We start from the raw sequence: 21,908 nt of genomic DNA on the forward strand, positions 1-21,908 counted from the left end.
GCCAGTCTACGTTGGCCCGGCGGCGGACCCGTCCGGGTCAGGCGGGCTCAGCGCTCGAAGATGCCGGTCAGCGTCCCGCGGCCCAGCACGTGCGGGGCCAGCTTGGATTCCAGCTTGCCCGGGCTGGCTCCCGCGTCCACCCCGAGGCGCTCCACATCAAGGGCGTAGACCGTGACGATGTACCGGTGCGGGCCGTGGCCGGGCGGCGGCGCGGCGCCCAGGTAGCCGTGGAAACCGCCGTCGTTCTTCAACTGCACTGAACCGGCCGGAAGGTGCCCGCCGCCCTCGGCACCGGCGCCGGCGGGAAGCGACGTGACGCCTGCCGGGAGGTCCAGCACCGCCCAGTGCCAGAAGCCGCCGCGGCCCGGGGCGTCCGGATCAAACATCGTGACCGCATAGCCCTTGGTCCCCGCCGGCGCACCGCTCCAGCTCAGTTGCGGCGATTCGTCCTTGCCCCCGGCGCGCATCTTGCCGCTGCGCTGGGCGGGCGGCAGGGTGTGGCCGTCCTGGAAGGACTCGCTGCTGACGTGCAGGGACGGGGACTGGTGGCTGGACATGTGCTGCCTTTCAGTTGCTGGCGGAGTCGGCATTCCTCAGGTCGTCGCCGGCGAGCGCGGCATCCCGTTCGGCGGCGGATTCCGCCTCGCGTTCCAGGCTTTCGAGCTCGAGGTGGTTGAGTTCGGCCCTCGTCGGCGGGTTGGCTCCCGGCCGGGACACGGTGACGGCGGCGGCCCACGCCGCATGGGCCAGCAGTTCGCGGAGCGACTCGGCCGGTAGTTCGCGCAGCTCCTTGCGGTTCTGGGCACCGTCCAGGCCGCGGTCCACCAGCCCGGAAATCAGCGCGGCCATGAAGGAATCGCCTGCGCCCACCGTGTCCGCCACCTCCACCCTGGGCGCGGGGAACTCCGCTTCCCCGGCGGCCGTGATGCCCCACGGTCCGGCCGCGCCGCGGGTCACCACCACCAGGGCAGGCCCCTCGGGACCGCCCAGGGACAGCCACCGCCGGGCCGACTCCAGGACGTCCACGCCGGGGTAGAGCCATTCGAGGTCCTCATCGGAGGCCTTCACCACGTCCGCGAGGGTGACGAACTTTTCCGCCTGCCGGCGGGCATAGTCCACGTCCGTGATGATGCTGGGGCGGCAGTTGGGGTCGAAGCTGATGGTGGCCGAGGGGTGCGCGTGCTCGACGGCGGCAAGCACCTCAGCGGCCCCCGGCGCCAGCATGGTGGCGATGGAGCCGGTGTGCACCAGGGTGGTGCCCTGCAGCATGAACGGCAGCCGGTCCGCGAGTCCGGGAAGCTCCCAGGCGAGGTCGAACGTGTAGGTGGCGGCGCCGTCGTCGTCGATCAATGCGGTGGCCACGCTGGTGGGCAGGGCATCCGGGCCCTGCGGGACCATCACCGAGCTGGATTTCAGGTGGGCCGCCACGGACTCGCCGTAGGCGTCGCGCCCGAACCTGCCGATGAACTGCACGGGGTGGTCCAGGCGCGCCAGTCCCACTGCCACGTTGAGCGGGCTGCCGCCCACGTGGGCCTCGATTCCCGAGGATCGTTGGACAACGTCGACCAGGCCTTCGCCAATAACTGTGAGCATGGTCATACTCTGCCAGAGAAGGGGGTGCGTGCGCTCCTGATTACGCTGGCGGGGCGTTGTCCAGGGGCACCCCGGCTGCCTCGGCGTCGCTGAACCTCGCATCCAGGTGGACCACGTCCCGGCCCGCGCGCTGCAGCAGGCTGGCAGCCACTCCGGCCCGGTAGCCGGTTCCGCAGTGGACCCACAGCCGCCCGGCCGGCACTTCGCCCAGGCGGGTCAGGAGCTGGTGGACGGGAACGTTGACGGCACCGGCCACATGGGACGCAGCGAACTCGTCCGTCCGACGTACGTCAAGGACCGTGTCACCGTCCGTGCGGCCTGCCAGCAGGCCGTCCCAGCCGACCCGCGGGTAGGAGGCGACGGCGGCATCCGGCGCCAGCGCCTGCGGCTCGGTTCCGACGGCGGCATCCGGCGAATCGATGCCGATGCGGGAAAGGTCCCGGATGGCCTTTTCAACGTCCTCGCGCGAGCCCACGAGGGTGAGCTTCTCATCCCAGGGCAGGACCCAGCCCAGGTAGGTGGTGAAGTTGGAGCCGCTGCCGTATTCGAAGCTGACGCTGCCCTTGAGGTGGTTGCTGGCGAACGCCACGCGGCGGCGAAGGTCAACCACCCACTCGCCGTCATCCAGGCGGCGGGTGAGCTCTGCGGGGTCCACGGACTCCGGGACGGCGAGGTCAGCGGGGCCGGGCCCCTTGGCGTTCAGGGCACCCATGTGCGCGTAGTACGAGGGGTACGCGGAGAGGTTGGCGATGAGTTCCTGGACGAAGTGGTCCTCGTCCGGATCGGTGAGGGCGTGGTTGGCAGTGAGCTGATCGCCAAGAGTGGAGGAACCCGCCCTGCTGGCCGGGCCGGAGGAACAGAACGATCCGAAGCCGTGCGTGGGAAACAGTGCCGCTTCGGGCCGCGCCTCGGCCACGAGCCGGCGAACGGAAGCGTACTGGTCGTGGGTCAGGCCCACGGTGTCGGACGCGGCGACCAGGTCCGTCCGGCCCACGGAGCCGTACAGCAGGCTGCCGCCGGAGAACACGGCCTGCCTGTCGCCGTCGTCCACGATGAAGGACAGGTGGGTGTGGGTGTGTCCCGGAGTGGCGACGGCCCTGACCGTCAGGGATCCCACGCGGATTGCTTGGCCGTCGTTTATGGCTTCTCGCTCGAACTGGACCGGGTCCGCGGCGTTGACCAGGTACTTGGCGCCGTGGGCTCTGGCGAGCTCCAGGCCGCCGGTGACGTAGTCGTTGTGGAGGTGCGTTTCAGCGACGTGGGTGATGGTCACGCCCGCTTGACGCGCGGCGGCCTCCACCCGGTCGGTGTCCCGCTGCGGGTCGATGACCAGGCCCACCGTGCCGTCGTGCACCAGGTAGCTCCGGTCTCCCAGCGGCGGCGTATCGATGACAATGACGTCCATGGCATCCTCCTCGGCGGCCTTACCTGCCCCTGGCGGCGGGGCTTCCGGCCGTATTCAAACCATACCCATAGGGGTATGGCGCAGCAAGAGGCCGGCGGAGCCCGTCAGGCCTGGTTTCCGTGCTCGTAGACGTCCGGGATGCCGTCCTGGTCCGAGTCCACCTTTTCGCGCTCCTCCGCCTCGCGGTACTGGCGGTTCCTGGTCCGCAGCACCACGGCTGCCAGCATTGCGGCGAGGACCGACGCCGCCAGGATGCCAACCTTCGCGTGGTCGTCGTGCAGGCTGCCGTGGCCGAAGCTGAGTTCCGCGACCAGCAGCGACACAGTGAAACCGATCCCGGCCAGCAGGGAAACGCCAAACACATCGATCCACTTGAAGGACGCGTCCAGCCGCGCCCGGGTGGCCTTGGTGAGGATCCACGTGGTGCCCATGATTCCCACCGGCTTGCCCAGGACGAGGGCCATGATGATACCGATGGCCACGGGGTCGGCCAGCGCCGAACCCAGCCCTTCCCAGCCCCCGACGGCCACCCCGGCCGAGAAGAAGGCGAAGACGGGAACGGCCACTCCGGCGGAAATGGGACGGAACCGGTGTTCAAAGATTTCCGCGAGGCCGGGTCCGGCGTCCGGACCTCCGCTGGCCTTGGAGCGGAGCACCGGCACGGCGAACCCCAGCAGCACGCCCGCCACCGTGGCATGGATGCCGGAGGCGTGCACCAGGGCCCAGGCGGCGACGCCGAGCGGCAGGAGGATGGCCCAGGCCGCCAGGAAGTGGGTGCCGAAGAAGCGGCGGTACCTCTGGGCCAGGAAGGCGTAAAGGGCCAGCGGGATGAGGGCGGACAGCAGCGGGACGGCCTGGATGTCGCTCGAATAGAAGAACGCGATGATGCTGATGGCAATGAGGTCGTCCACCACTGCCAGGGTGAGCAGGAAAATGCGCAGGGCACTGGGCAGGTGTGAGCCGATGATTGCCAGCACCGCCACGGCGAACGCGATGTCCGTTGCGGTGGGGATGGCCCACCCGCGCAGGGTTTCCGGGCTGGCGATGTTCACGGCGGTGTAGATCAGCGCCGGAACAATCACGCCGCCGGCCGCGGCGGCCACGGGCACGATCGACTTGCTGATCTGCCGCAGGTCCCCGGCCACGAACTCCCGTTTGAGTTCCAGGCCCACCAGGAAGAAGAAAATGGCCAGCAGTCCGTCGGCTGCCCAGGCGCCAAGGCTCAGCTCGAGGTGCCAGGGTTCGTACCCGATCCGGAAATCCCGCAAGGCGAAGTAGCTGTCGGAGACCGGTGAATTTGCCCAGATGAGGGCGATGACGGCCGCGGCCACGAGGAGGGCGCCGCCTACCGTTTCCTTGCGCAGGATCTCGCCGATGCGCAGCGATTCCGCGTAGCTGCCGTAGCCAAGGACGGTGAAGCGCGGTTTGGCGTCCGGGGCGGGCGGAGGTGTGTGGCTCATGAAGCGTCCTAAACGTTGAGTCGACAAAATCATGCCGACCAGACTTCCCGGCGCACCTTCGTCCAGTCTAGGGGACGGGCCCTGCCGCCGCGCGGGCCGAGGCGGCGCGGCGGTTCAGCCCAGGAGTTCCTGCACCAGGTCCCGGCATTTCCGGTAGGCCGGGGCCTTGGGGTCAATCAAGGCGAAGTGGTCTCCGGGGACGTGCAGCAGCTGGACGGGTCCGCCCGCAGCCTTGGCCGCGCCGGCGTAGGACACGGACTGGCTGGCGGGAACGTCGTCGTCGTCACTGCCGTGGACGGCGTACACGGGAACCCGCAGGGGGACTGCGCTCATGGGGTCCGCGTATTTGTGGCGTTTGGGGTATTTCGCCGACGAACCGCCCAGCAGGTTGCTGACCGCGCCGTTGCTGAGGTTCAGCTTTTCGGCATCGGCCAGGTTCAGGAGGCCGGCCTGGCTCACCACCCCGGTGAGCTGCACGGCGCCGTCGTCGTCGTTCCTGCGCTTCAGCTGCCGGTCAGCGTCCGGTGCGCCCAGCTGTCCGAGCCGGGTCCGGCCGGCAGCCCAGACTGCAAGGTGCCCGCCGGCGGAGTGGCCCAGGGCCACCACTTTTTCCAGCCCGAGCCCGTGGATGGCCGCTACGTCCCTGAGTTTGTCGATGCCCGCCAGCACGTCTTCGAAGGTGTGCGGCCAGCCGCCGCCGTTGCCGGCGCGCCGGTACTCCAGGTTCCAGGCGGGCATTCCGTGCATGGCAAGGTCCCGGGCCAGCGGTTCGCCCAGCTCGGCGCCGTACTGCGAGCGCCAGTACCCGCCGTGGATGACCACCACCACGCCGCGGGTTACCGCCGCGTCCGGCAGGAACAGCTCACCCCACTGGCTGGGGTCATCGCCGTACTGGTACTTGTGCCGCTTCACTGCGTCCTCCTTCGGGCCCGACGAACAGGAAGCGGACAGTGCCCCCAGTGTCACTGCTGCGGCGGCGCCCAGAAGCCCGCGGGAAAGCAGGGTCCGACGCCGCACATCAGCCATGTGCCGAGCCTACCTTGGGCGGCAGACAGCTTGCGCCAGCGCGTTCGACGGCGGCGCCGTGCGCCGTTCGCCGCGTGCACCGCGGCGCCGTGGTCGGCACACACCCCGGGGGTGTCACCCGCCTGGCTGTCGCAGGCCGCCCGTAAGCTGGAAACATGGCTACCAACTGGGACCGCCTGGACGCAGGCCTGCGCGAGTCCGTGCAGGAAAACGTGGAGCTCTATGCACAGGTGCGCCCTGCCCTGAAGCTGGTCACGCGGGAAGTCCTGCTGACGCTGCGGAGCATGCTCAAGGACACCGAGGTAACGCCGCTGTTCGTCACCGGCCGCACCAAGACAGTGGAGTCCTTCAAGGAGAAGATTTCCCGTGTGGAGGAACCGTTGGAACCGGGCGGGCCGCCGGTCCTGAAGTTCCCGGACCCGTTCCGCACGCTCAATGACATGGTGGGCGTCCGCGTCATCACCAAGCTGCCGGCAGAGAACGCGGTGGTGGCCAACCTGATCAAGCGCCAGCGGCAGCTCTTTGACTGCCGCGGCGACCGCGAAAAGGACATCGGCTCCATCGAATCCGGTACCTACGGCTACTCCAGCCGGCACCTGATCCTGCGGACAATCCAGAACGAGGCCGTGAAGGAGTACCAGCAGGCGTTCAACCCGGACATCCAGCCCAACGGCAGCTACTTCTTTGAATGCCAGATACGCACCGTTTTTGCGCATGCCTGGAGCGAGATCGAGCACGACATCCGCTTCAAGGCCGAGGACCCGCGGGCCTGGACTCCGCATTTCGACCGCCAGTTCACCGCCACGGCGGCCATGCTGGAAACAGTGGAAGGCGCCTTCGCGGACCTGCACGAACGGTACGAAGAAGTCCGAAGCTACTGGGACACGGACGGTGAAGGCGCAGCCCAGCTCACACCCAACCGGATCCGCGACGTCTGGCGGACGCTGCTTCCGCACGTTGACCGTAAAGTGGATGATGACTGGGGCTGGGCAGCCGAACTCATGGCGGCGCACGGCCTCAACCAGACCATGCAGCTGGCAGAGCTGCTCAGCGCGAACCGGATCACCGAGGTCCGCAAGGCCCTGGACCACAGGTACTCCCCCGGCCCGGACCGGCTGCTGGATGACCTGCTGCTGTGGCAGTACGGCACCAAACACATTGACCTCACCGCGGAGGCGCCCGACGTCGTTCCGCACCCCCGGCGCGACAGTCTCCTGCGGAGGCTGAAGCAGATCGAGCGCTATCGCCAGACCAAGCCCTAGGAACACATGAAGCCCGAACAACTCCAGTCCGTCCGGGCCACGCTCCGCTCCCCGCGCCGCCTCAAAACCGAAGCCCTAGCCGGGCTGGTGGTGGCGCTGGCCCTCATCCCCGAGGCCATTGCCTTCTCCGTCATTGCCGGCGTGGATCCCCGGATCGGGCTGTTCGCGTCCTTCACCATGGCCGTCACCATTTCTTTCGTGGGCGGCAGGCCCGCCATGATCTCGGCAGCTACCGGCGCGGTTGCGCTGGTGATCGCCCCGCTGATGCGGAGCCACGGCCTGGACTACCTGATCGCCGGGGTGATCCTGGCGGGGGTCTTCCAGATTCTCCTGGCGCTCCTGGGCGTCACCAAGCTCATGCGCTTCATTCCGCGCTCCGTGATGGTGGGCTTCGTCAACGCCCTGGCCATCCTTGTTTTCATGGCGCAGCTGCCCGAGCTGATCAACGTTCCCTGGCTGGTCTATCCGCTCGTGGCAGTCGGGCTGGTAATTGTTATTGCGCTCCCGCGGCTGACCACGGCCGTGCCCTCCCCGCTGGTGGCCATCGTGGCGCTCACATTGTTTGCGGTGCTGGCCCACCTCGACGTTCCAGCCGTCCGGGACAAGGGCCAGCTTCCCGAAAGCCTCCCGTCCCTCTTCATTCCCAATGTGCCGCTGACGCTGGAGACCTTTCAGATCCTCGCACCCTTCGCGCTGTCCATGGCGCTGGTGGGCCTGCTGGAATCGCTGATGACGGCCAAGCTCGTGGACGACATCACCGATACCCGCTCGAACAAGACCCGCGAGTCCTGGGGCCAGGGCGTCGCGAACATCGTCACCGGATTCCTCGGCGGCATGGGCGGCTGCGCCGTGATCGGCCAGACCATGATCAACGTCAAGGGCTCCGGCGCCCGGAGCAGGGTGTCCACGTTCCTGGCCGGCGTCTTCCTGCTGGTCCTGGTGGTGACGCTGGGTGGCATCGTGGGGCTGATCCCGATGGCCGCTCTGGTGGCCGTGATGATTTTCGTCTCCGCCATCACGTTCGACTGGCACTCCATCGCCCCGAAGACACTTAAGCGGATGCCCAAGTCCGAAACAGCGGTCATGCTCATCACCGTGGGCACCGTCGTGGCCACTCACAACCTGGCCATCGGCGTGGGAGTCGGCGTGCTGGCGGCCATGGCCATGTTTGCCCGGCGCGTAGCCCACTTCGCCACCGTGGAACGGACGGAGATCGAACTCAACGGAGACACCGTTGCCACGTACACAGTCGACGGGGAGCTCTTCTTCGCCTCCTCCAACGACCTCTACACGCAGTTCGAGTACGCCCGCGATGCCGCACCCACGGTGGACCGCGTCATCATCGATTTCCATGCCTCCCACCTGTGGGATGCGTCCACCATCGCGGTGCTGGACGCCGTCACCGAGAAGTACCGCAGGCACGGCAGGGAAGTGGAGCTGATCGGCCTCAACTCCGCCAGCAGCCAGATGCGTGAACGGCTCGCAGGGAAGCTGAACGCCGCGGACTAGCGCGGTTCCGTGCGCCTGCCACACAACGCTGCCGGCCTTCCGCCCTGCCGACACAAATCGTTGTCTAATTCATATGACAAGAATTGTCATCTACAGTTGGAGGGGAGCAGCCTGCGGCTACCGTGCAGGCGCACCACCTTGGGGGAGGTCCAGCATGGCAGGTAAATTCGAACTCGTCGCCGCGGAACAGGGCGGCGTCCGCATCCGGCTCGTCAACGGCGCAGGCAACATCCTGGCAGTCTCGGGCATTTACCGGGACAGCGCAGCGGCAGCTTCCGGCGTCACGGAGATCCGCGAGCACGCAGCCACGGCGCACATCGCCGATTACAGCGGCCCGAAATCCGACACAAATGTCTGACGTCTGTTCATGAAGTGGCTGGAATAGGCGCCAGGATGTGAGCATTATTGGATGCTTGAGGCAACAAAAACCCACGATAACTCCGCAGCCGGCCCCGAAGCCGACGCCGCCCCGCTGAATCCGGCACTGGCCGCCGAGGCGAAAATTGCCCGGATCGCCGTCACGGTTTTCCCGCTGCTGGTAGTCGCCGCAGGCATTGCCGGCTTCCTGCTGCCCGGCGCCTTCAAGCCCATGGGCCCAAGCGTCCCCTACCTGCTGGGCATCATCATGTTCTGCATGGGCCTGACGCTGACCCCGCCGGACTTTGCCTCGGTGGTCAAGCGCCCCTGGGCCGTGGTGCTGGGCATCGTGGCCCACTACGTGATCATGCCGGGTGCCGGCTGGCTGATTGCCGTAGGACTCAACCTGCCACCCGAACTGGCCGTAGGCCTCATCCTGGTGGGCTGCGCACCGTCGGGAACGGCCTCGAACGTGATGGCTTTCCTGGCCAAGGGCGATGTGGCACTGTCGGTGGCCGTCGCGTCCGTCTCCACGCTGATCGCTCCGATCGTCACTCCCCTGCTGGTCCTGTTCCTGGCGGGGTCCTTCCTGCAGATCGATGCCGGTGCCATGGTCCTGGACATCGTCAAGACCGTCCTGCTGCCGGTGGTTGCGGGACTCCTGGCGCGCCTGTTCCTCAAGAAGCTCGTCGCGAAGGTGCTGCCGGCGCTTCCCTGGGCGTCCGCCGTCGTAATTTCACTGATTGTGGCGATTGTGGTGGCCGGCAGCGCCAGCAAGATTGTTGCTGCGGGCGGCATCGTGTTCCTTGCCGTTGTGCTGCACAACGGTTTCGGCCTGGGCCTCGGTTACCTGGCCGGGAAGCTCGGCCGCCTGGACGACAAGGCCCGCCGCGCACTGGCTTTTGAAGTGGGGATGCAGAATTCCGGCCTGGCCGCCACGCTGGCAACGGCCCACTTCAGCCCCCTGGCGGCGCTGCCGTCCGCGGTGTTTTCACTCTGGCACAACATCTCGGGGGCCATCGTGGCCGCCTGGCTGGCCCGCCGCCCGCTGCGCGATACCGCTGCTGACGCGGCAGTCCCAGCCGCCCAGGACGCCTAAGCGCTCAGTTGCGGTGGTGCTCGATCAGCCAGCCGGCCATCTGCTGGGCCCGTTTCGACGCCAGGAAGTCCCCCTCGGTGGCTGAAATGATTGAGCCCTTCATCAGGATGTGCCAGGACCGCGCGAATTCCTCGGTCCGGCTCAGCCCGGCCTCCTCGGCCAGGGCCTCGATATGGCCGCGGATCCGGCTGAGGTAGCCGATGCTCGCCTTCCCCAGCGGATGCTCGGGTCCCATTTCCAGCAGGACGTTGATGAACGTGCACGCCTCGAAGTCATCGCGGTGGAACCAGTCGCCGAACACATCGAAAACAGCGAGCAGCCGCTCCTCGGGGGTGCTGCCGCGGCGGCGGGCTTCGGAGACGATGAGGTCAACGGTCCACACCTGGTCCCGGAGTGCCAGAAACGCCAGGACCAGGGCGTCTTTTGACGGGAAATGCCGGTAGAACGTTGCCTTGGCCACCCCGGAACGGCTGATGAGTTCGTTTGTCCCCACATCGCGGATCCCGCGGCGGGAGAAAAGCTCATAGGCGGTCGCAAGAATGCGGTCCACTGGGTCATCGCGGCCCGCCATTGCCCGGGCGGGCAACAGCGAGGAACGGTTGGCGTCGTCGGCAGTCATCGTAGAAGGAATTTTACATGGAGCGCTGCTGCCGCCTCCCATGGTGCCCCCGGATGCCAAGCGTTTCCGGCCGGCGGCGGAACGGGCCGCGGTGGAGGGCCTGGATGAAGCTGTCCAGAAGTGCGGGGTCCTTGGCGTTGTTGGCCAGGTCCACCAGGTCGGCTGCAGTCCGGGCCAGCTTGATGTTGCTGTGTTGGCTGTGGCTGACGAGCAGGTTGAAGGCATCCTCCGCACTGATGTGCAGGGCCCCCATCAGGATCCCCTTGGCCTGCTCGATGGTGCTCCGGCTCGCATTGGCCGCTGAGACGGCGGCCCGGGCGAACTGTTCGGTCTCACGCCGCAGCGTCATGGTGAGGTCGACGACGAAGCCGGCTATGTGGCTCAGCCTGGCGTCCCGGTCGAGGATACCCTCCCCTGTTGTCAGGATCCGGTGCTCCCGCAGGCGGGCGTCGATCAGCCGGTCGAAACTGAAAAATTTGCCGCCCTCGTTGTGGACCTGTGTGAAGATCTCCCTGCTGCGGTTCCGGTCGTCCGGGTGCTTGTGCGAGTGGAACAGTTCCAGGGTGGGCACAATCTCGCCGCGGCCGTAGCCGTGGATGAGGTATAGCTCCTCGGACCAGTCGAGCCTGCCGGTTGCCGCGTCAAACCGGAACGTCCCGGCGATGCAATCCCCCGCCGCCAAGGCGCCGGAGTGCGCCTGCGGGGTTTTCCGTGCGGCCATGGAACTTACCACGCAGGAAAATCTGCGACGGACCCCGGCTTGAGGGGTTGCTGCCACCGGGCCAGAATCTGCTGCCTGCGGCTGGCTGCCCGGCTCCTAAAGGCAAGAGCTACGGACGGTCCGCGGGAAGGTTGGGGCTTCGGGGCCGGGACTTCGGTGACGAAGCCCGTTCCTGCGTACTCGCGCACCGCTGCGATCCCGGCCACGGCGGCCCGTTTGTCCGGGAAGGGCTTCGAGAGCGCCATAACTGTTCCGTCAGGAGCTGTCAGCCGAAATCTAAAGGAAGCATCCGCATCGGAGAAAAGTTCAAACATGCCTGCCATTGAGCCCTCCAGGAAACTCGGGATCATGCCACTCCCGATGACGCCGTTGTCAGCGGAAGCAGCCTGAATCCATCCATGTGTAACCGGCCGATGTAGCGGTCGGGGGAATTGATGAATTCATGAAAGTCTGAACTACTCAAGCCGTCCGCGCAAGGGCTGTCCGCGGACTAAATCCAACGATCATCCCTTTGCGGCCGGGGCTACGATATAGCTGCGACGGGGGCCGATTCGCGCCGTCGGCAGACAGACCTTTCTGTCTGCCGTAGGCTGTATTCGTTGAACAGGCGTTATGGTTACCGCCGCAATGCAGACGTTAGGAAGGGAGGCCCGATGAAGGACGAATTGCCTGCAGGCGTGGTCCTGAGTGAGGTTAAGGCCGAACTCTTCAAATCTCTGGGCCACCCTTCGCGGATCCGGGTCCTGGAGTTGCTTGCCGACGGCCCTGTTGCCGTCAGCCGGCTGCGCGACGACACAGGCCTTGAACCCTCGAACCTCTCGCAGCACCTCGGCGTGCTGCGCCGCCAGCGCCTGATCGTCCCCTCGCGCCAGGAAGGCCGGCTGTTCTACGAACTCTCCTGCCCCGAGGTGAGCGGCCTCCTCCTCTCGGCACGGTCGCTGCTTGTCACGGCCCTGCAGTCACAACGCCTGACGCTGATGACGCTGGATGAGCCTGCAAAGGAATCCGCGGTCCGCTAGCGACTCTGTCGGCCCGTTCCCCCGACGGCACCTGGGCGCCTGCCCGGATAGGCTTATGTCATGTTTCAGGACGCCGCCGTCCTCTTTGATTCCGGCCGGATGTTCTATGGGCGCCTGCCCCGGGCGATCATCGGCGGTGCCGTGGTGCTGCTGGGAGGAATCCTGGTGGCGGTCTCCAGCACCGGTGCGCTGGAGGCGGAGCCCTTGGGCGCGACCTCCATTGCAGTCGCACTGGTTTTCATCACCTCCTTGGCATTCGGGTTCTCCAGGATCCAAGTCCTCGAAAATGAAGTGCGACTGCAGTGGTTTCCGTTCTACCGCCGCAGGATTCCCGTGGCGGCGATCCAACGGGCAACTCCGGCAGTAATCCACGGCCTGCGCTACGGATTCGGGCTGCGCTTCGGAGCCTTCGGGCTGGGAATCATCCAGGACACGGGGCCGGCAGTCCAGCTCGACACAGGGCGGGGATATCTGCTGAGCCTTGGGTCAGCAGACCGCCAGGAACGGTTCCTTGCAGCCCTGGCGGCGGCGGGCATCCACGTCCAGCGCTACTAGCAGCAGGCGCCAAGACCGGCGCGGGGCTAGGCCTTCTCCACCCACCGGGCACGCCATTCCGGCGCTTCGAAGGCCTCGCTCCAGTAGGCGGTTTCCCTGGCAATGCGACCGTCACGGAATTCGAAGATGAACACTGTCTCGTACTGCGGTCCATCGTAATCCAGCAGCGCTTCGGCAGTAACGAGGTTCCCGCCGCTGAGCAGCCGGCGCAGCGTGATGGTGGGCAGCTGCGGGAAGGCGTTGTAGATTCCCCGGCGGTTCTCTGCGCCGCGCACAATCTCCCCGGATTGCGGCCAGTGCATCACCGCATCGTCGTGGAACAGCTCGTCCATGACCTCGATCCGGCGGTCGTTGATGCATTCGATCAGCCGGTTGACTACTTTCTCGTTGGTGCCGGTTTCATCCACAGCGTTGCTCCGATTCCTGGCGGGTCCTAAGGCTAGCTAATGCCTTGCATTGTCCTCCCGAAACCCCGGCTGCACCACCGTTTTGGGTCCTCCCAGACGGGCCTAGCCGATCAGTGCCAGCACAGCCCCGGCAGTCACCACACCGCCGGCTTCGGCGCGGATGCCCGTCACCGTTCCGTCGCGGTGCGCCGTCACCTGGGTTTCCATCTTCATCGCTTCAAGAACGACGACGGCGTCCCCCGCCGACACTTCGGCGCCCGGCTCCACGAGCCACTTGACTACGGTTCCGGCCATGTCTGCGCGCAGCTCACCGGGATCAGTGCCGGCGTCCGAACCGGAGTCAGCAGCACCGCCGTCGGAATCCAGGGAGACTCCGGCGGGGAGGGCGCTGCCTGAGCGTGCCCAGCCGTCCAGCAGGTCAGCCGGCAGTCCGACCGCAAGCCGGCGGCCGTCCACCTCGACGGTGACGGTGCGGCGTGCGCCATCGGGCGCGGTGGTGCTGTAGCCGGGATCCGCAGGGATCCGGTCCGCGAAGTCGGTTTCGATCCAGCGGGTGTGGATGCCCAGCCCGTCCTCGGAGGTGAAGTCCGGCGATTCCAGCACGGCGCGGTGGAACGGCAGCACGGTGGCCACGCCGGTGATTTCAATCTCGGCGAGTGCGCGGCGTGCACGCCGCAGCGCCTGCTGGCGGTCCGCGCCGGTGACGATCAGCTTGGCCAGGAGGGAGTCGAACTGCGGCGCCACGAAGGACCCGGAGCGGACGCCGGTGTCCAGCCGGATGCCGGGGCCGGTGGGGCCGTGGAATTCCGCGATGGTGCCGGGTGAGGGCAGGAAGCCGCGCCCCACGTCCTCCGCGTTGAGCCGGAACTCGAACGAGTGGCCGCGGGGCTCAGGGTCCGCAGTGATGCGCAGGGGTTCGCCGGCGGCAATCCGGAACTGTTCCTGGACGAGATCGATCCCGGTGGTTTCCTCGGTGATGGGGTGCTCCACCTGCAGCCGGGTGTTCACCTCGAGGAACGCGACGGTGCCGTCCGCGGCCACGAGGAATTCCACCGTGCCGGCGCCGGAGTAGCCGGCTTCCCGGCAGACTGCCTTGGCGGCATCGTAAATCTGCTGACGCTGGCCCTCGCTGAGGAACGGTGCGGGTGCTTCCTCCACCAGCTTCTGGTGACGGCGCTGGAGGGAGCAGTCGCGGGTTCCGACCACCACCACGTTGCCGTGCGTGTCAGCCAGGACCTGCGCTTCGACGTGGCGCGGGCGGTCCAGGTAGCGTTCCACGAAGCATTCGCCACGGCCGAAGGCTGCCACGGCTTCGCGGACGGCGGAGTCGAAGGATTCCTCGATCTCGTCCATGTTCCGGACCACCTTCAGCCCGCGGCCCCCGCCGCCGAAGGCCGCCTTGATGGCGATGGGCAGGCCGTGCTCTTCGGCGAAGGCCCGGGCCTCCGCCGCGGAGTCCACGGGACCGTCGCTGCCGGCCACCAGCGGCGCCCCGGCGCGGACGGCGATCTCGCGGGCTGTGATCTTGTTGCCGAGCTGCCGGATGGCCTCGGGCGTGGGGCCGATCCATGCCAGTCCGGCATCCAGGACGGCCTGGGCGAATTCGGCGTTCTCGGACAGGAAGCCGTAGCCGGGGTGGACGGCGTCAGCTCCCGACCGGGCAGCCACCTCGAGCAGCTTGGGGATGTTCAGGTACGTGTCCGCCGGGGAGTTGCCGTCCAGGCTGAACGCTTCGCTTGCGGCGCCGACGTGCATGGCATCGGCGTCGATGTCCGCGTAGACGGCGACGGATTCCAGCTGGGCGTCGTCGCAGGCACGGGCAATCCGGACGGCGATTTCACCACGGTTGGCGATCAGGACCTTGCGCATCAGTTACTCACTTTTTCTTGGGACGTCTGTTCGGGGGCAGTCTGTTCAGGAGATTTCTGTTCCGGCGATTTTTGTTCCGGCGATTCTTGTTCGGCCGAAGGTGTCCGTTCGGGAACACTGCGGAAGCGGATGCTGCCGCCGATCGGCACCTGGGCGGCCAGGTCCAGCTGGTGGTCAACCACCACGCCGATCACGGGGTAGCCGCCCGTGATGGGATGGTCGGCCAGGAACAGCACGGGGAGGCCTTCGGGCGGCACCTGGATGGCGCCCGCCACAGTGCCTTCGCTGGGCAGTTCACCCGGCCGGCTGCGTTCCAGCGGTGTTCCGTCCAGCCGCATGCCAACCCGGTTGGACTGCGGCTTCACCACCCAATCCTGCCCGCAGAGGGAGTCCAGGGCGGCCTCGTCGAACCAGTCGGCCCGCGGGCCCAGGACAATGTCCAGCACCGTGACGCCTTCGCCGGGGAAGTCCGGCTGGAGTTCGGGACTGCCCACGACGCCGGAGTCTGTGACGTCGCCGGATGCCAGCAGCTGGCCCGCGGCCAGCGGGGCCGGTCCGATGCCGGACATGGTGTCTGTGGAACGGCTGCCCAGCACCGGCGAGGCGGCCACTCCGCCGCGGACGGCCAGGTAGCTGCGGAAACCGGCCTCCGGCGCACCGAGGGTCAGGATTTCGCCGTCAAGCAGGGCAAAGGGTGTGGCCATGGGAACCGAACGCTGGCGCGCAGGCAGGTCGGGTTCGGAGTCGGACTCAGCGTCCGACGGCGACGTGATAGTCAGTGCCGACGGCGCCCCGGCGACGGCCAGGACCTGGTCGCCGACGGCCTGGACCTTGAGCCCGCCGGCTACGCTCTCGATGGCTGCGGCCGCGGGGCTGTTGCCCACCAGCCTGTTGGCCCGGCGCAGCGAGGCCCGGTCCAGGGCTCCGGCGGCGGAGACTCCCAGCGCGGAGTGGCCGTGCCGGCCGAGGTCCTGGATGAGGCTTTGCAGCCCGGGCGACACGATCCGCAGCCCGGAAGCTGCCTCAGCAGCGGTTGCCGCCTCGGAGACTGTAGCGGAGGCGAGGGGCTCGGGTGCCATGGTCACCACATCGCGGACGGCGCGGAACTGGACGCGGTGTCCCGGGCTGGCCAGTGCCGGCTCGGAGCGGCTGAGGTCCCACATGCGGGCCCCGGTGCGGCCGATCAGCTGCCAGCCGCCCGGGGACCTGCGTGGGTAGACGGCCGAATAGTTGCCCGCAAGCGCCACTGATCCGGCGGGCACGGCCGTGCGCGGTGAGCTTCGGCGGGGCACTTCCAGCACCTGGTTCTCCCCCACCATGTAGCCGAACCCCGGCGCGAAGCCGGCGAAAGCCACCGTCCACACCTGGCCGGAATGGGCTTCGATGACGCCGTCCGTTCCGAGGCCGGTGAGCCGCCCCACTTCGGCGAGATCCTCGCCGTCGTACACGGTATCGATGTACACCAGGCCGCCGGCCTGTTTGACCGGAGCCGTGAGGTCCAGTTCCAGCAGGAACGAGCCCATGCGGCGGGCGGCCGCCGGCGAATCCGCGCGGACCATCACGGTCTGCGCGGCTGCCAGCACGTCCACCTGGCCCGGCAGCGGGGATTCCAGGAGCAGGGTCTGCAGGGCGAGGACGTCCTGCGTTCCGGCGAGTTCCGCGAGCACCGCCCGCGTTCCCACCGGCCGCACCGAGAGGACCTTGTGCATGCTCAGGGTTTCCATTGCTACCGCTTCCATCGTTGCCAATGCCTTAGAGATTCCGTGCCGTACAGGTTGCCGTGCCGCCTAGCCGAGGGCAGCGGCGTCCGCCAGGAGGCGCTCTTCTTCGGCGGTCTGGGGGTTCCGGCCGAGGGCCAGGCCCACAACCGTGACTGCGGAGGCCACCAGCAGGTAGGCCGCGATCAGGTACCAGTCACCGGACGCCGCGTAGAGGGCGGTAAAGATCAGCGGTGCCACGGCGCCGCCGATGACGCCGGCCAGGGTGTAGGCGAGCGAGCTGCCGGCGTAGCGCAGGCGGGCCGGGAACTGCTCGGTGATGTACGCGGCCTGGGGGCCGTACATGAAGGCGTGGAACGCCAGTCCGATCACCACACCGACGGTCAGCAGCAGCACGGACCTGCCCTCGATCAGGAGGAAGAAGAGCGGAATGTACAGTGCCGTTCCCACGGCGGCGATACCGTAGACCATCCGGCGGTTGAACCGGTCCGTGAGGGCGCCGGCCAGCGGGATGAGGAACAGCTGGAAGGCCGAGCCGATCAGGATGGCCGTGAGGACATTGCCCGTGGTCATGCCCAGTTCCTTGGTGGCGTAGACGGCCACGAAAACCGTGAAGAGCGCGTAGAGGACGTCGGGGCAGACACGGGAGAGGGCAGCGGCCACGAGGGCACGGGGTTCCTTGCGGAACACCTCGGTGATGGGGGCCTTGGGCTGTTCACCGTGGGCTGCGATGGCCTTGAACACGGGGGTTTCTTCAAGCTTGAGGCGGATGAGCAGGCCGAAGACTACCAGCAGCGCGGAGGCGAGGAAGGCCACGCGCCAGCCCCAGGAGAGGAATGCTTCGGTGCTGAGCGTTGCGGCGAGGAGCGCCAGGACGCCGTTGGCCATCAGGTTGCCGGCGGGCGGGCCGATCTGGGCTGCGGAGGACCAGAAGCCGCGCTTGTTGGCGTCACCGAATTCGCTGGAGAGCAGGACGGCACCGCCCCATTCGCCACCGACGCCGATGCCCTGGGCCAGGCGCAGGAGCACCAGGATGGTGGGGGCTGCCACGCCGATCACGGAGTAATCGGGGAGCAGGCCGATAAGCACGGTGGCAACGCCGATGAGCATGAGCGTGACCACCAGGACGTGCTTGCGGCCGATCTTGTCGCCCAGGCGGCCGAAGATCACGCCGCCGATGGGCCGTGCCAGGTAGCCCACCGCGAAGGCGGAGAAGGAGAGCAGGAGGCCCACGAACTCGTCATTGCCCGGGAAGAAGATCTTGGGGAAGACCAGGGCGGAAGCCACAGAGTAGATGGCGAAGTCGTAGTACTCCAGCGAGGTGCCGGTGAGGCTGGCGACGTAGGCCTTCAGCGCGCCGGGCGGGATCTTTCGGCCGGTGCGGGCGGCCGTGTGGTGTGTGGTCATGATTTTTCCTTCAGGTGTGCGGTGGGTGCTGCCTGGAAGCGGTTCTAGGCGAAAGCTTTGATAGTGATGCCGGCGTCAGTAAGCGCAGCTTTCACGGCAATAGCCATGGCCACTGCCCCGGGGGAATCGCCATGGACGCAGATGCTGTCTGCATTGATTTTCAGGATGGAGCCGTCCACGGTGCGGATGGCGGAGTCGGCGGCCATGCGCAGGACGTGTTCGGCCACCTGGGCCGGGTCATGCAGGACGGCTCCGGGGAGCGAGCGGGAGACGAGCGTGCCGTCGGGATTGTAGGCACGGTCGGCAAAGGCTTCGGAAACAGCGCGGAGTCCGGCGGCCTCTGCAAGCCGCAGCACCTCCGAGCCGGGAAGGCCGAGGATGGGCAGTCCGGGATCGATGGATCGGACGGCGTCGACGACGGCGCGTGCCTGCGCTGTGTGGGAGACGATCGCGTTGTATAGGCCGCCGTGCGGCTTAACGTAGCGGACGCGTCCGCCTTCAGTGGCGGCCAGCGCCTGGAGTGCGCCGATCTGGTAGACGATGTCGTCAGCCAGTTCGTGGGGATCGATGTCCACGAAGCGGCGGCCGAAACCGGAGAGGTCACGGTAGCCCACATGGGCGCCGATCATGACGCCGGCCTGCACGGCCTCGCGGCAGGTGCGGCGGATGACCGTGGGATCGCCGGCGTGGAAACCGCAGGCCACGTTGGCGCTGGACACGGACTGGAACATCGCCGTGTCGTCGCCCAGCGTCCAGCGGCCGAAGGACTCGCCGACGTCGCTGTTTAGATCCATATACACCATTGTGATCCTCGTCTCATTGGTTTGCTCTTACTAGGATGCACCAAATTTAGCGATTGTTCAACAATCCTTCGATTCAACGATGTGACGATCGTGTAAATTCTGGAGTATGGCCACTTCAGCAGCAGCAACCCGGAGCGCATCCGGCACAGTCGCAACCTCTGCAGCAACGTCAACTGCCGCGGCCCGGCTGCGTGTCGCTGTGCCCTCGGTGGCCGACCGGGTGGCGGATGAACTGCGCCTGCAGTTGGCGGAAGGCGTCCTGCTGCCGGGGGCGCGGCTCACCGAGTCCACGATCGCCGAGGACCTTGGCGTCTCCCGCAACACCGTGCGCGAGGCCTTTGCCGAACTCGCAAGCGAACGGCTGGTGGTCCGGCACCCCAACCGGGGCGTTTTTGTGGCCAGCCTGGAGCCGGGCGATATCCACGACGTCTACACAGTCCGCCGGGTCATCGAAGTGAGCGCGATCCGCGGCGGAGGCAGCCCCGGCGCCGTTGCAGCGGTCCGGGCTGCGGTCGAGGAAGGCAAGGTCGCGGCAGCCGCGAACGACGACGAAGGGCTGGGGACCGCAAACCAGCACTTTCACGGAGCTATCGTCGCCCTGGCCGGAAGCCGCAGGCTGAACACGATCATGTCCCAGGTCCTGGCGGAAATGCGGCTGTTCTTCCACAAGGCCACCATGGACGCGAACTTCTACAGCGGCTACCTCAAGGACAACGAGGAAATCTGCGAGGCCTTGGAGGCCGGCGAGCTCGAGAAGGCAGCCGAACTGCTGCTGGCCTACCTGGACCGCTCCGAAGAGAAGCAGGCCGAAGTCCACGGGGAGTAGGACGGGGGCAGCCCAACCCGGGCGGGAGCAGCCCAACCAGGCTCAGGCGCGGTACCCTGAATCGCAGACTAGTTCAGGGGGATGAATGAAAGTCACAGGCCATCAAGGCACGCTCGAAGTTCGCGGCAGGATCATCTTCAGCCGAAACGGAGCGCCGGCCCGGCCAGGATTCGGCGCCTAGCATGCGATCTTTCCTCGTATGCGCCGCCTGCGGATCAGCCGTGGTGTTGGTCCGGCACCCTCAGCAGGGCCCACGGGCCTCACAGGACGAAACCCCTTCGCACTGCAGCAACCGGAATTGCCCCAACAGCAGCAAACACACGAAGCTGGCCAGCGACTGGTACCGCCGGACCACATTGGAGAGGCGCCAACCCGGCTGATGCCGGGCACTTTATGCCCCCCGACCGCTCAACGACAGGAGTCCTCGTGAGCCTTCCGGATCAGGCAACCTACCAGGTAGTCCCTGACCAGCCGAGCCGGAGCCCCGGAAGGGATGCGGCCCGGGGGTTGCTGATCGGAATCCTGGCAGGATTGCTCGGCCTTGGCCCGTGGCTCGTAAGCGGCGCGAGGCTGCCGTTGCAGAACCTCTGGGGCTCAGAGGTGCCCCCGGACCAGATGCCGGTCTCGTTGCTGCCGTTAAGTCAGTACGAACTCACCACCATCGTTTCCCTCCTCACCGTGGGCGGCGCCGCGGCAGGACTCGCGCTGCGCCTCTGGTCCCCCGCCCGACGGCGGCTGGCGGCGTGGTGCGCCGCGGCAGGACTGCTGGCAGTCCAGTTCACGGCGACCGTTCAGTCGTTCACGGTGCTCGACGGCGGCTTGGCGGGCGGGACCATGGCCGGCCTCTACTTCGCCGGGTTGCTGGCAGGTGCGATCGCCTCCCTCGCCGCGGCCGCCGTCGCGCTTTTCTTGTTATTCTCCAGGTCGCGGGCGCTGGCCGCGTTGGGGGTGGGGCTTGTGGCGGCGCCGTTCGCTTCGTGGGCGGTGGAGTGGATGGTCGGTTTCATGGGGCATACCGGCGTGCCGGTTGCGGTGCCGTCAGCGGCTCGCTGGATTCCCGCCATCGTGGTCGGCTGCGCCCTGGCGTGGTGCGGCCTCCGTTCCGCGGGCCGGGCGGTGGTGTGGCTCGTGAACCTTGCCCTGCTATGGCTGGTTCCCGCCGTGTTCATCTCGGTTAATTACGTGCTGGGGACTCGCGTGCTGGCCGGCGACCTGGCGGAGATGCTGTTGATGAGCCGGCAGATCCTGGCGGCGACCCTGGGACCGGACGGCGGAGCACTTCCAACGGTGCTGCTGGCTCTGGCCGTCGCCCTGGCGGGGCAGGGCGTCGGTGCCGTTGCTGCCCGCCGGCGCGACCGCCAGACCCTGCCTGACGCCGGCCGCTACGACGCCGGCCACTGACTAGTCGAATCAGTCCGTTTCCGGCCCGGTGCAGAAGAAACAGCTGTTCGTGTCGCATTCCTCGCCCGCCGCAGAAGCCACGGCCAATGCTGCAGGGGCGTCACCCGCCGCCTGCGCGTAAATCGTTCCGGACATGGCTTACTCGCCGTACATCAGGCTGGCGAGGAATGCGTCCAGCTGGCGGCCCATGGCTGATTCGTTCCCCGTCGCCGCCGGCGGCTGTGCCTGCTCAAGGTACAGGCCCTCCCACGGCGAGCACTTCAGCTCTCCGCCCTCAAAAGGGACAGGAGCTTCGGCGGTCGGGGCCGGCGACGGCGCCTGCTTGGACGGTGCATGGGCGCGCAGCGCGGAGCTGCTGTGGCCGAAAGCGGTGAAAATGGCGCGGTGGCCGATTGAGATGGACATGATCGCTTTCCTTCCTGCTGGGGGCCCGGAACCACGGTGTCCCGGAGCCAGATCATATTTGGTGGCTAAAATTGAACGCTACGTTCGATTAATGAACGTAAAAATAGTGTGGCACACCTCACCGGGGGGGCGCAATGGGTTTCCCTAGCGGGACTTTTCGGCCGGCGTCACCACAACCACCCGGGGCCGGTCGGCCCTGCAGATCATGACCCGGCCCCGCCCTCCATCCTGGATGACCCACAGGACGGTGCGATCCAGCGCAAGCATGTCAATGAGGCCGGCCGCAGTGCTGCCGTCCCTGCGGAAGACCCGCACCGTGTCCCCGCGGGACAACTTTGACCAGTCCGGGGCGGCGGCCGCAGGCTGCGGGGAGCGCGTGCGGCGCGTGGAAATTCTGGGGTTGGCGTACATCTTCGTAGTCCGTTCGGCTCGGGTGGCAAATGAATT

Annotated in this window: 23 protein-coding genes; 8 read left to right on the forward strand and 15 right to left on the reverse strand. The window is 67.2% G+C overall.

Annotated features, from left to right (window positions below; all coding sequences use genetic code 11):
* Positions 1-47 precede the first annotated feature (47 nt).
* From AC6JAC_RS21630 to AC6JAC_RS21650, 5 genes are all read right to left on the reverse strand, one after another.
* On the reverse strand, positions 48-557 hold the full coding sequence (locus AC6JAC_RS21630; RefSeq protein WP_156037085.1) for a YbhB/YbcL family Raf kinase inhibitor-like protein: 510 nt from the start codon (positions 555-557) through the stop codon (positions 48-50).
* A 10-nt stretch (positions 558-567) separates the two neighbouring features.
* Positions 568-1,593 carry a carbohydrate kinase family protein gene (locus tag AC6JAC_RS21635; protein ID WP_231511126.1) on the reverse strand — a complete coding sequence of 342 codons (1,026 nt, stop codon included), beginning with the start codon at positions 1,591-1,593 and terminating at the stop codon, positions 568-570.
* Positions 1,594-1,633: 40 nt separating this feature from the next.
* A complete protein-coding gene (locus AC6JAC_RS21640; protein ID WP_497966602.1) occupies positions 1,634-2,998 on the reverse strand; it encodes an MBL fold metallo-hydrolase in 1,365 nt (454 codons plus the stop codon).
* Between the two features lie 104 nt (positions 2,999-3,102).
* The gene (nhaA, locus tag AC6JAC_RS21645) at positions 3,103-4,458 is read right to left on the reverse strand and encodes a Na+/H+ antiporter NhaA (RefSeq protein ID WP_497966604.1); all 1,356 of its coding nucleotides are present in this window, start codon (positions 4,456-4,458) and stop codon (positions 3,103-3,105) included.
* Between the two features lie 114 nt (positions 4,459-4,572).
* Positions 4,573-5,370 (reverse strand): alpha/beta hydrolase, encoded by a 798-nt coding sequence (locus AC6JAC_RS21650; protein WP_028270270.1) that lies wholly within the window; start codon positions 5,368-5,370, stop codon positions 4,573-4,575.
* 269 nt (positions 5,371-5,639) lie between these two features.
* On the opposite strand from AC6JAC_RS21650, the gene AC6JAC_RS21655 reads away from it, so the two are divergent.
* The 4 genes from AC6JAC_RS21655 (at position 5,640) to AC6JAC_RS21670 (ending at position 9,711) form a co-directional block, all read left to right on the forward strand.
* Positions 5,640-6,746: a GTP pyrophosphokinase gene (locus AC6JAC_RS21655; protein ID WP_497966606.1), complete on the forward strand. Its 1,107-nt coding sequence runs from the start codon at positions 5,640-5,642 to the stop codon at positions 6,744-6,746.
* 6 nt (positions 6,747-6,752) lie between these two features.
* A complete protein-coding gene (locus AC6JAC_RS21660) occupies positions 6,753-8,255 on the forward strand; it encodes a SulP family inorganic anion transporter (protein WP_497966608.1) in 1,503 nt (500 codons plus the stop codon).
* Positions 8,256-8,409: 154 nt separating this feature from the next.
* On the forward strand, positions 8,410-8,613 hold the full coding sequence (locus AC6JAC_RS21665) for a YegP family protein (protein WP_043438031.1): 204 nt from the start codon (positions 8,410-8,412) through the stop codon (positions 8,611-8,613).
* A gap of 51 nt (positions 8,614-8,664) precedes the next feature.
* Positions 8,665-9,711 carry a bile acid:sodium symporter family protein gene (locus AC6JAC_RS21670; RefSeq protein ID WP_028270267.1) on the forward strand — a complete coding sequence of 349 codons (1,047 nt, stop codon included), beginning with the start codon at positions 8,665-8,667 and terminating at the stop codon, positions 9,709-9,711.
* A gap of 4 nt (positions 9,712-9,715) precedes the next feature.
* Here the strand turns inward: AC6JAC_RS21670 and AC6JAC_RS21675 are convergent, their stop codons facing one another.
* From AC6JAC_RS21675 to AC6JAC_RS21685, 3 genes are read right to left on the reverse strand one after another with little or no spacing between them, the layout of a single operon-like run.
* Positions 9,716-10,330 (reverse strand): TetR/AcrR family transcriptional regulator, encoded by a 615-nt coding sequence (locus AC6JAC_RS21675; RefSeq protein ID WP_028270266.1) that lies wholly within the window; start codon positions 10,328-10,330, stop codon positions 9,716-9,718.
* Positions 10,331-10,343: 13 nt separating this feature from the next.
* On the reverse strand, positions 10,344-11,051 hold the full coding sequence (locus AC6JAC_RS21680) for a PAS and ANTAR domain-containing protein (RefSeq protein WP_028270265.1): 708 nt from the start codon (positions 11,049-11,051) through the stop codon (positions 10,344-10,346).
* A gap of 5 nt (positions 11,052-11,056) precedes the next feature.
* The gene (locus AC6JAC_RS21685) at positions 11,057-11,401 is read right to left on the reverse strand and encodes a YegP family protein (RefSeq protein ID WP_497966611.1); all 345 of its coding nucleotides are present in this window, start codon (positions 11,399-11,401) and stop codon (positions 11,057-11,059) included.
* Between the two features lie 303 nt (positions 11,402-11,704).
* Between AC6JAC_RS21685 and AC6JAC_RS21690 the strand changes: the two genes are divergently transcribed.
* Together AC6JAC_RS21690 and AC6JAC_RS21695 are read left to right on the forward strand one after the other, a co-directional pair.
* A complete protein-coding gene (locus tag AC6JAC_RS21690; RefSeq protein WP_347893949.1) occupies positions 11,705-12,070 on the forward strand; it encodes an ArsR/SmtB family transcription factor in 366 nt (121 codons plus the stop codon).
* A gap of 60 nt (positions 12,071-12,130) precedes the next feature.
* The gene (locus AC6JAC_RS21695) at positions 12,131-12,625 is read left to right on the forward strand and encodes a hypothetical protein (RefSeq protein WP_454697274.1); all 495 of its coding nucleotides are present in this window, start codon (positions 12,131-12,133) and stop codon (positions 12,623-12,625) included.
* A 26-nt stretch (positions 12,626-12,651) separates the two neighbouring features.
* Here the strand turns inward: AC6JAC_RS21695 and AC6JAC_RS21700 are convergent, their stop codons facing one another.
* The 5 genes from AC6JAC_RS21700 to AC6JAC_RS21720 all read right to left on the reverse strand — a co-directional run bounded on the left by AC6JAC_RS21700 (position 12,652) and on the right by AC6JAC_RS21720 (position 18,829).
* The gene (locus tag AC6JAC_RS21700; RefSeq protein WP_028270262.1) at positions 12,652-13,032 is read right to left on the reverse strand and encodes a nuclear transport factor 2 family protein; all 381 of its coding nucleotides are present in this window, start codon (positions 13,030-13,032) and stop codon (positions 12,652-12,654) included.
* A 102-nt stretch (positions 13,033-13,134) separates the two neighbouring features.
* A complete protein-coding gene (locus tag AC6JAC_RS21705; protein WP_497966614.1) occupies positions 13,135-14,901 on the reverse strand; it encodes an acetyl/propionyl/methylcrotonyl-CoA carboxylase subunit alpha in 1,767 nt (588 codons plus the stop codon).
* The gene (locus tag AC6JAC_RS21710; RefSeq protein WP_497966616.1) at positions 14,901-16,640 is read right to left on the reverse strand and encodes a 5-oxoprolinase subunit B/C family protein; all 1,740 of its coding nucleotides are present in this window, start codon (positions 16,638-16,640) and stop codon (positions 14,901-14,903) included. The genes AC6JAC_RS21705 and AC6JAC_RS21710 overlap by 1 nt, the downstream gene beginning before the upstream one ends.
* 48 nt (positions 16,641-16,688) lie before the next feature.
* The gene (locus AC6JAC_RS21715) at positions 16,689-18,026 is read right to left on the reverse strand and encodes an MFS transporter (RefSeq protein WP_347893940.1); all 1,338 of its coding nucleotides are present in this window, start codon (positions 18,024-18,026) and stop codon (positions 16,689-16,691) included.
* Positions 18,027-18,070: 44 nt separating this feature from the next.
* Positions 18,071-18,829: a LamB/YcsF family protein gene (locus tag AC6JAC_RS21720; RefSeq protein WP_028270259.1), complete on the reverse strand. Its 759-nt coding sequence runs from the start codon at positions 18,827-18,829 to the stop codon at positions 18,071-18,073.
* Between the two features lie 106 nt (positions 18,830-18,935).
* Between AC6JAC_RS21720 and AC6JAC_RS21725 the strand changes: the two genes are divergently transcribed.
* Complete coding sequence (locus AC6JAC_RS21725) at positions 18,936-19,655, forward strand: GntR family transcriptional regulator (protein ID WP_028270258.1); 720 nt, start codon at positions 18,936-18,938, stop codon at positions 19,653-19,655.
* Between the two features lie 426 nt (positions 19,656-20,081).
* Positions 20,082-21,056: a hypothetical protein gene (locus tag AC6JAC_RS21730; protein ID WP_347893938.1), complete on the forward strand. Its 975-nt coding sequence runs from the start codon at positions 20,082-20,084 to the stop codon at positions 21,054-21,056.
* A gap of 138 nt (positions 21,057-21,194) precedes the next feature.
* Here the strand turns inward: AC6JAC_RS21730 and AC6JAC_RS21735 are convergent, their stop codons facing one another.
* Positions 21,195-21,461: a hypothetical protein gene (locus AC6JAC_RS21735; protein WP_028270257.1), complete on the reverse strand. Its 267-nt coding sequence runs from the start codon at positions 21,459-21,461 to the stop codon at positions 21,195-21,197.
* A 144-nt stretch (positions 21,462-21,605) separates the two neighbouring features.
* Complete coding sequence (locus AC6JAC_RS21740) at positions 21,606-21,872, reverse strand: hypothetical protein (protein WP_156037084.1); 267 nt, start codon at positions 21,870-21,872, stop codon at positions 21,606-21,608.
* Positions 21,873-21,908: the final 36 nt, after the last annotated feature.

The organism is Arthrobacter sp. KUASC02 (assembly GCF_059739395.1).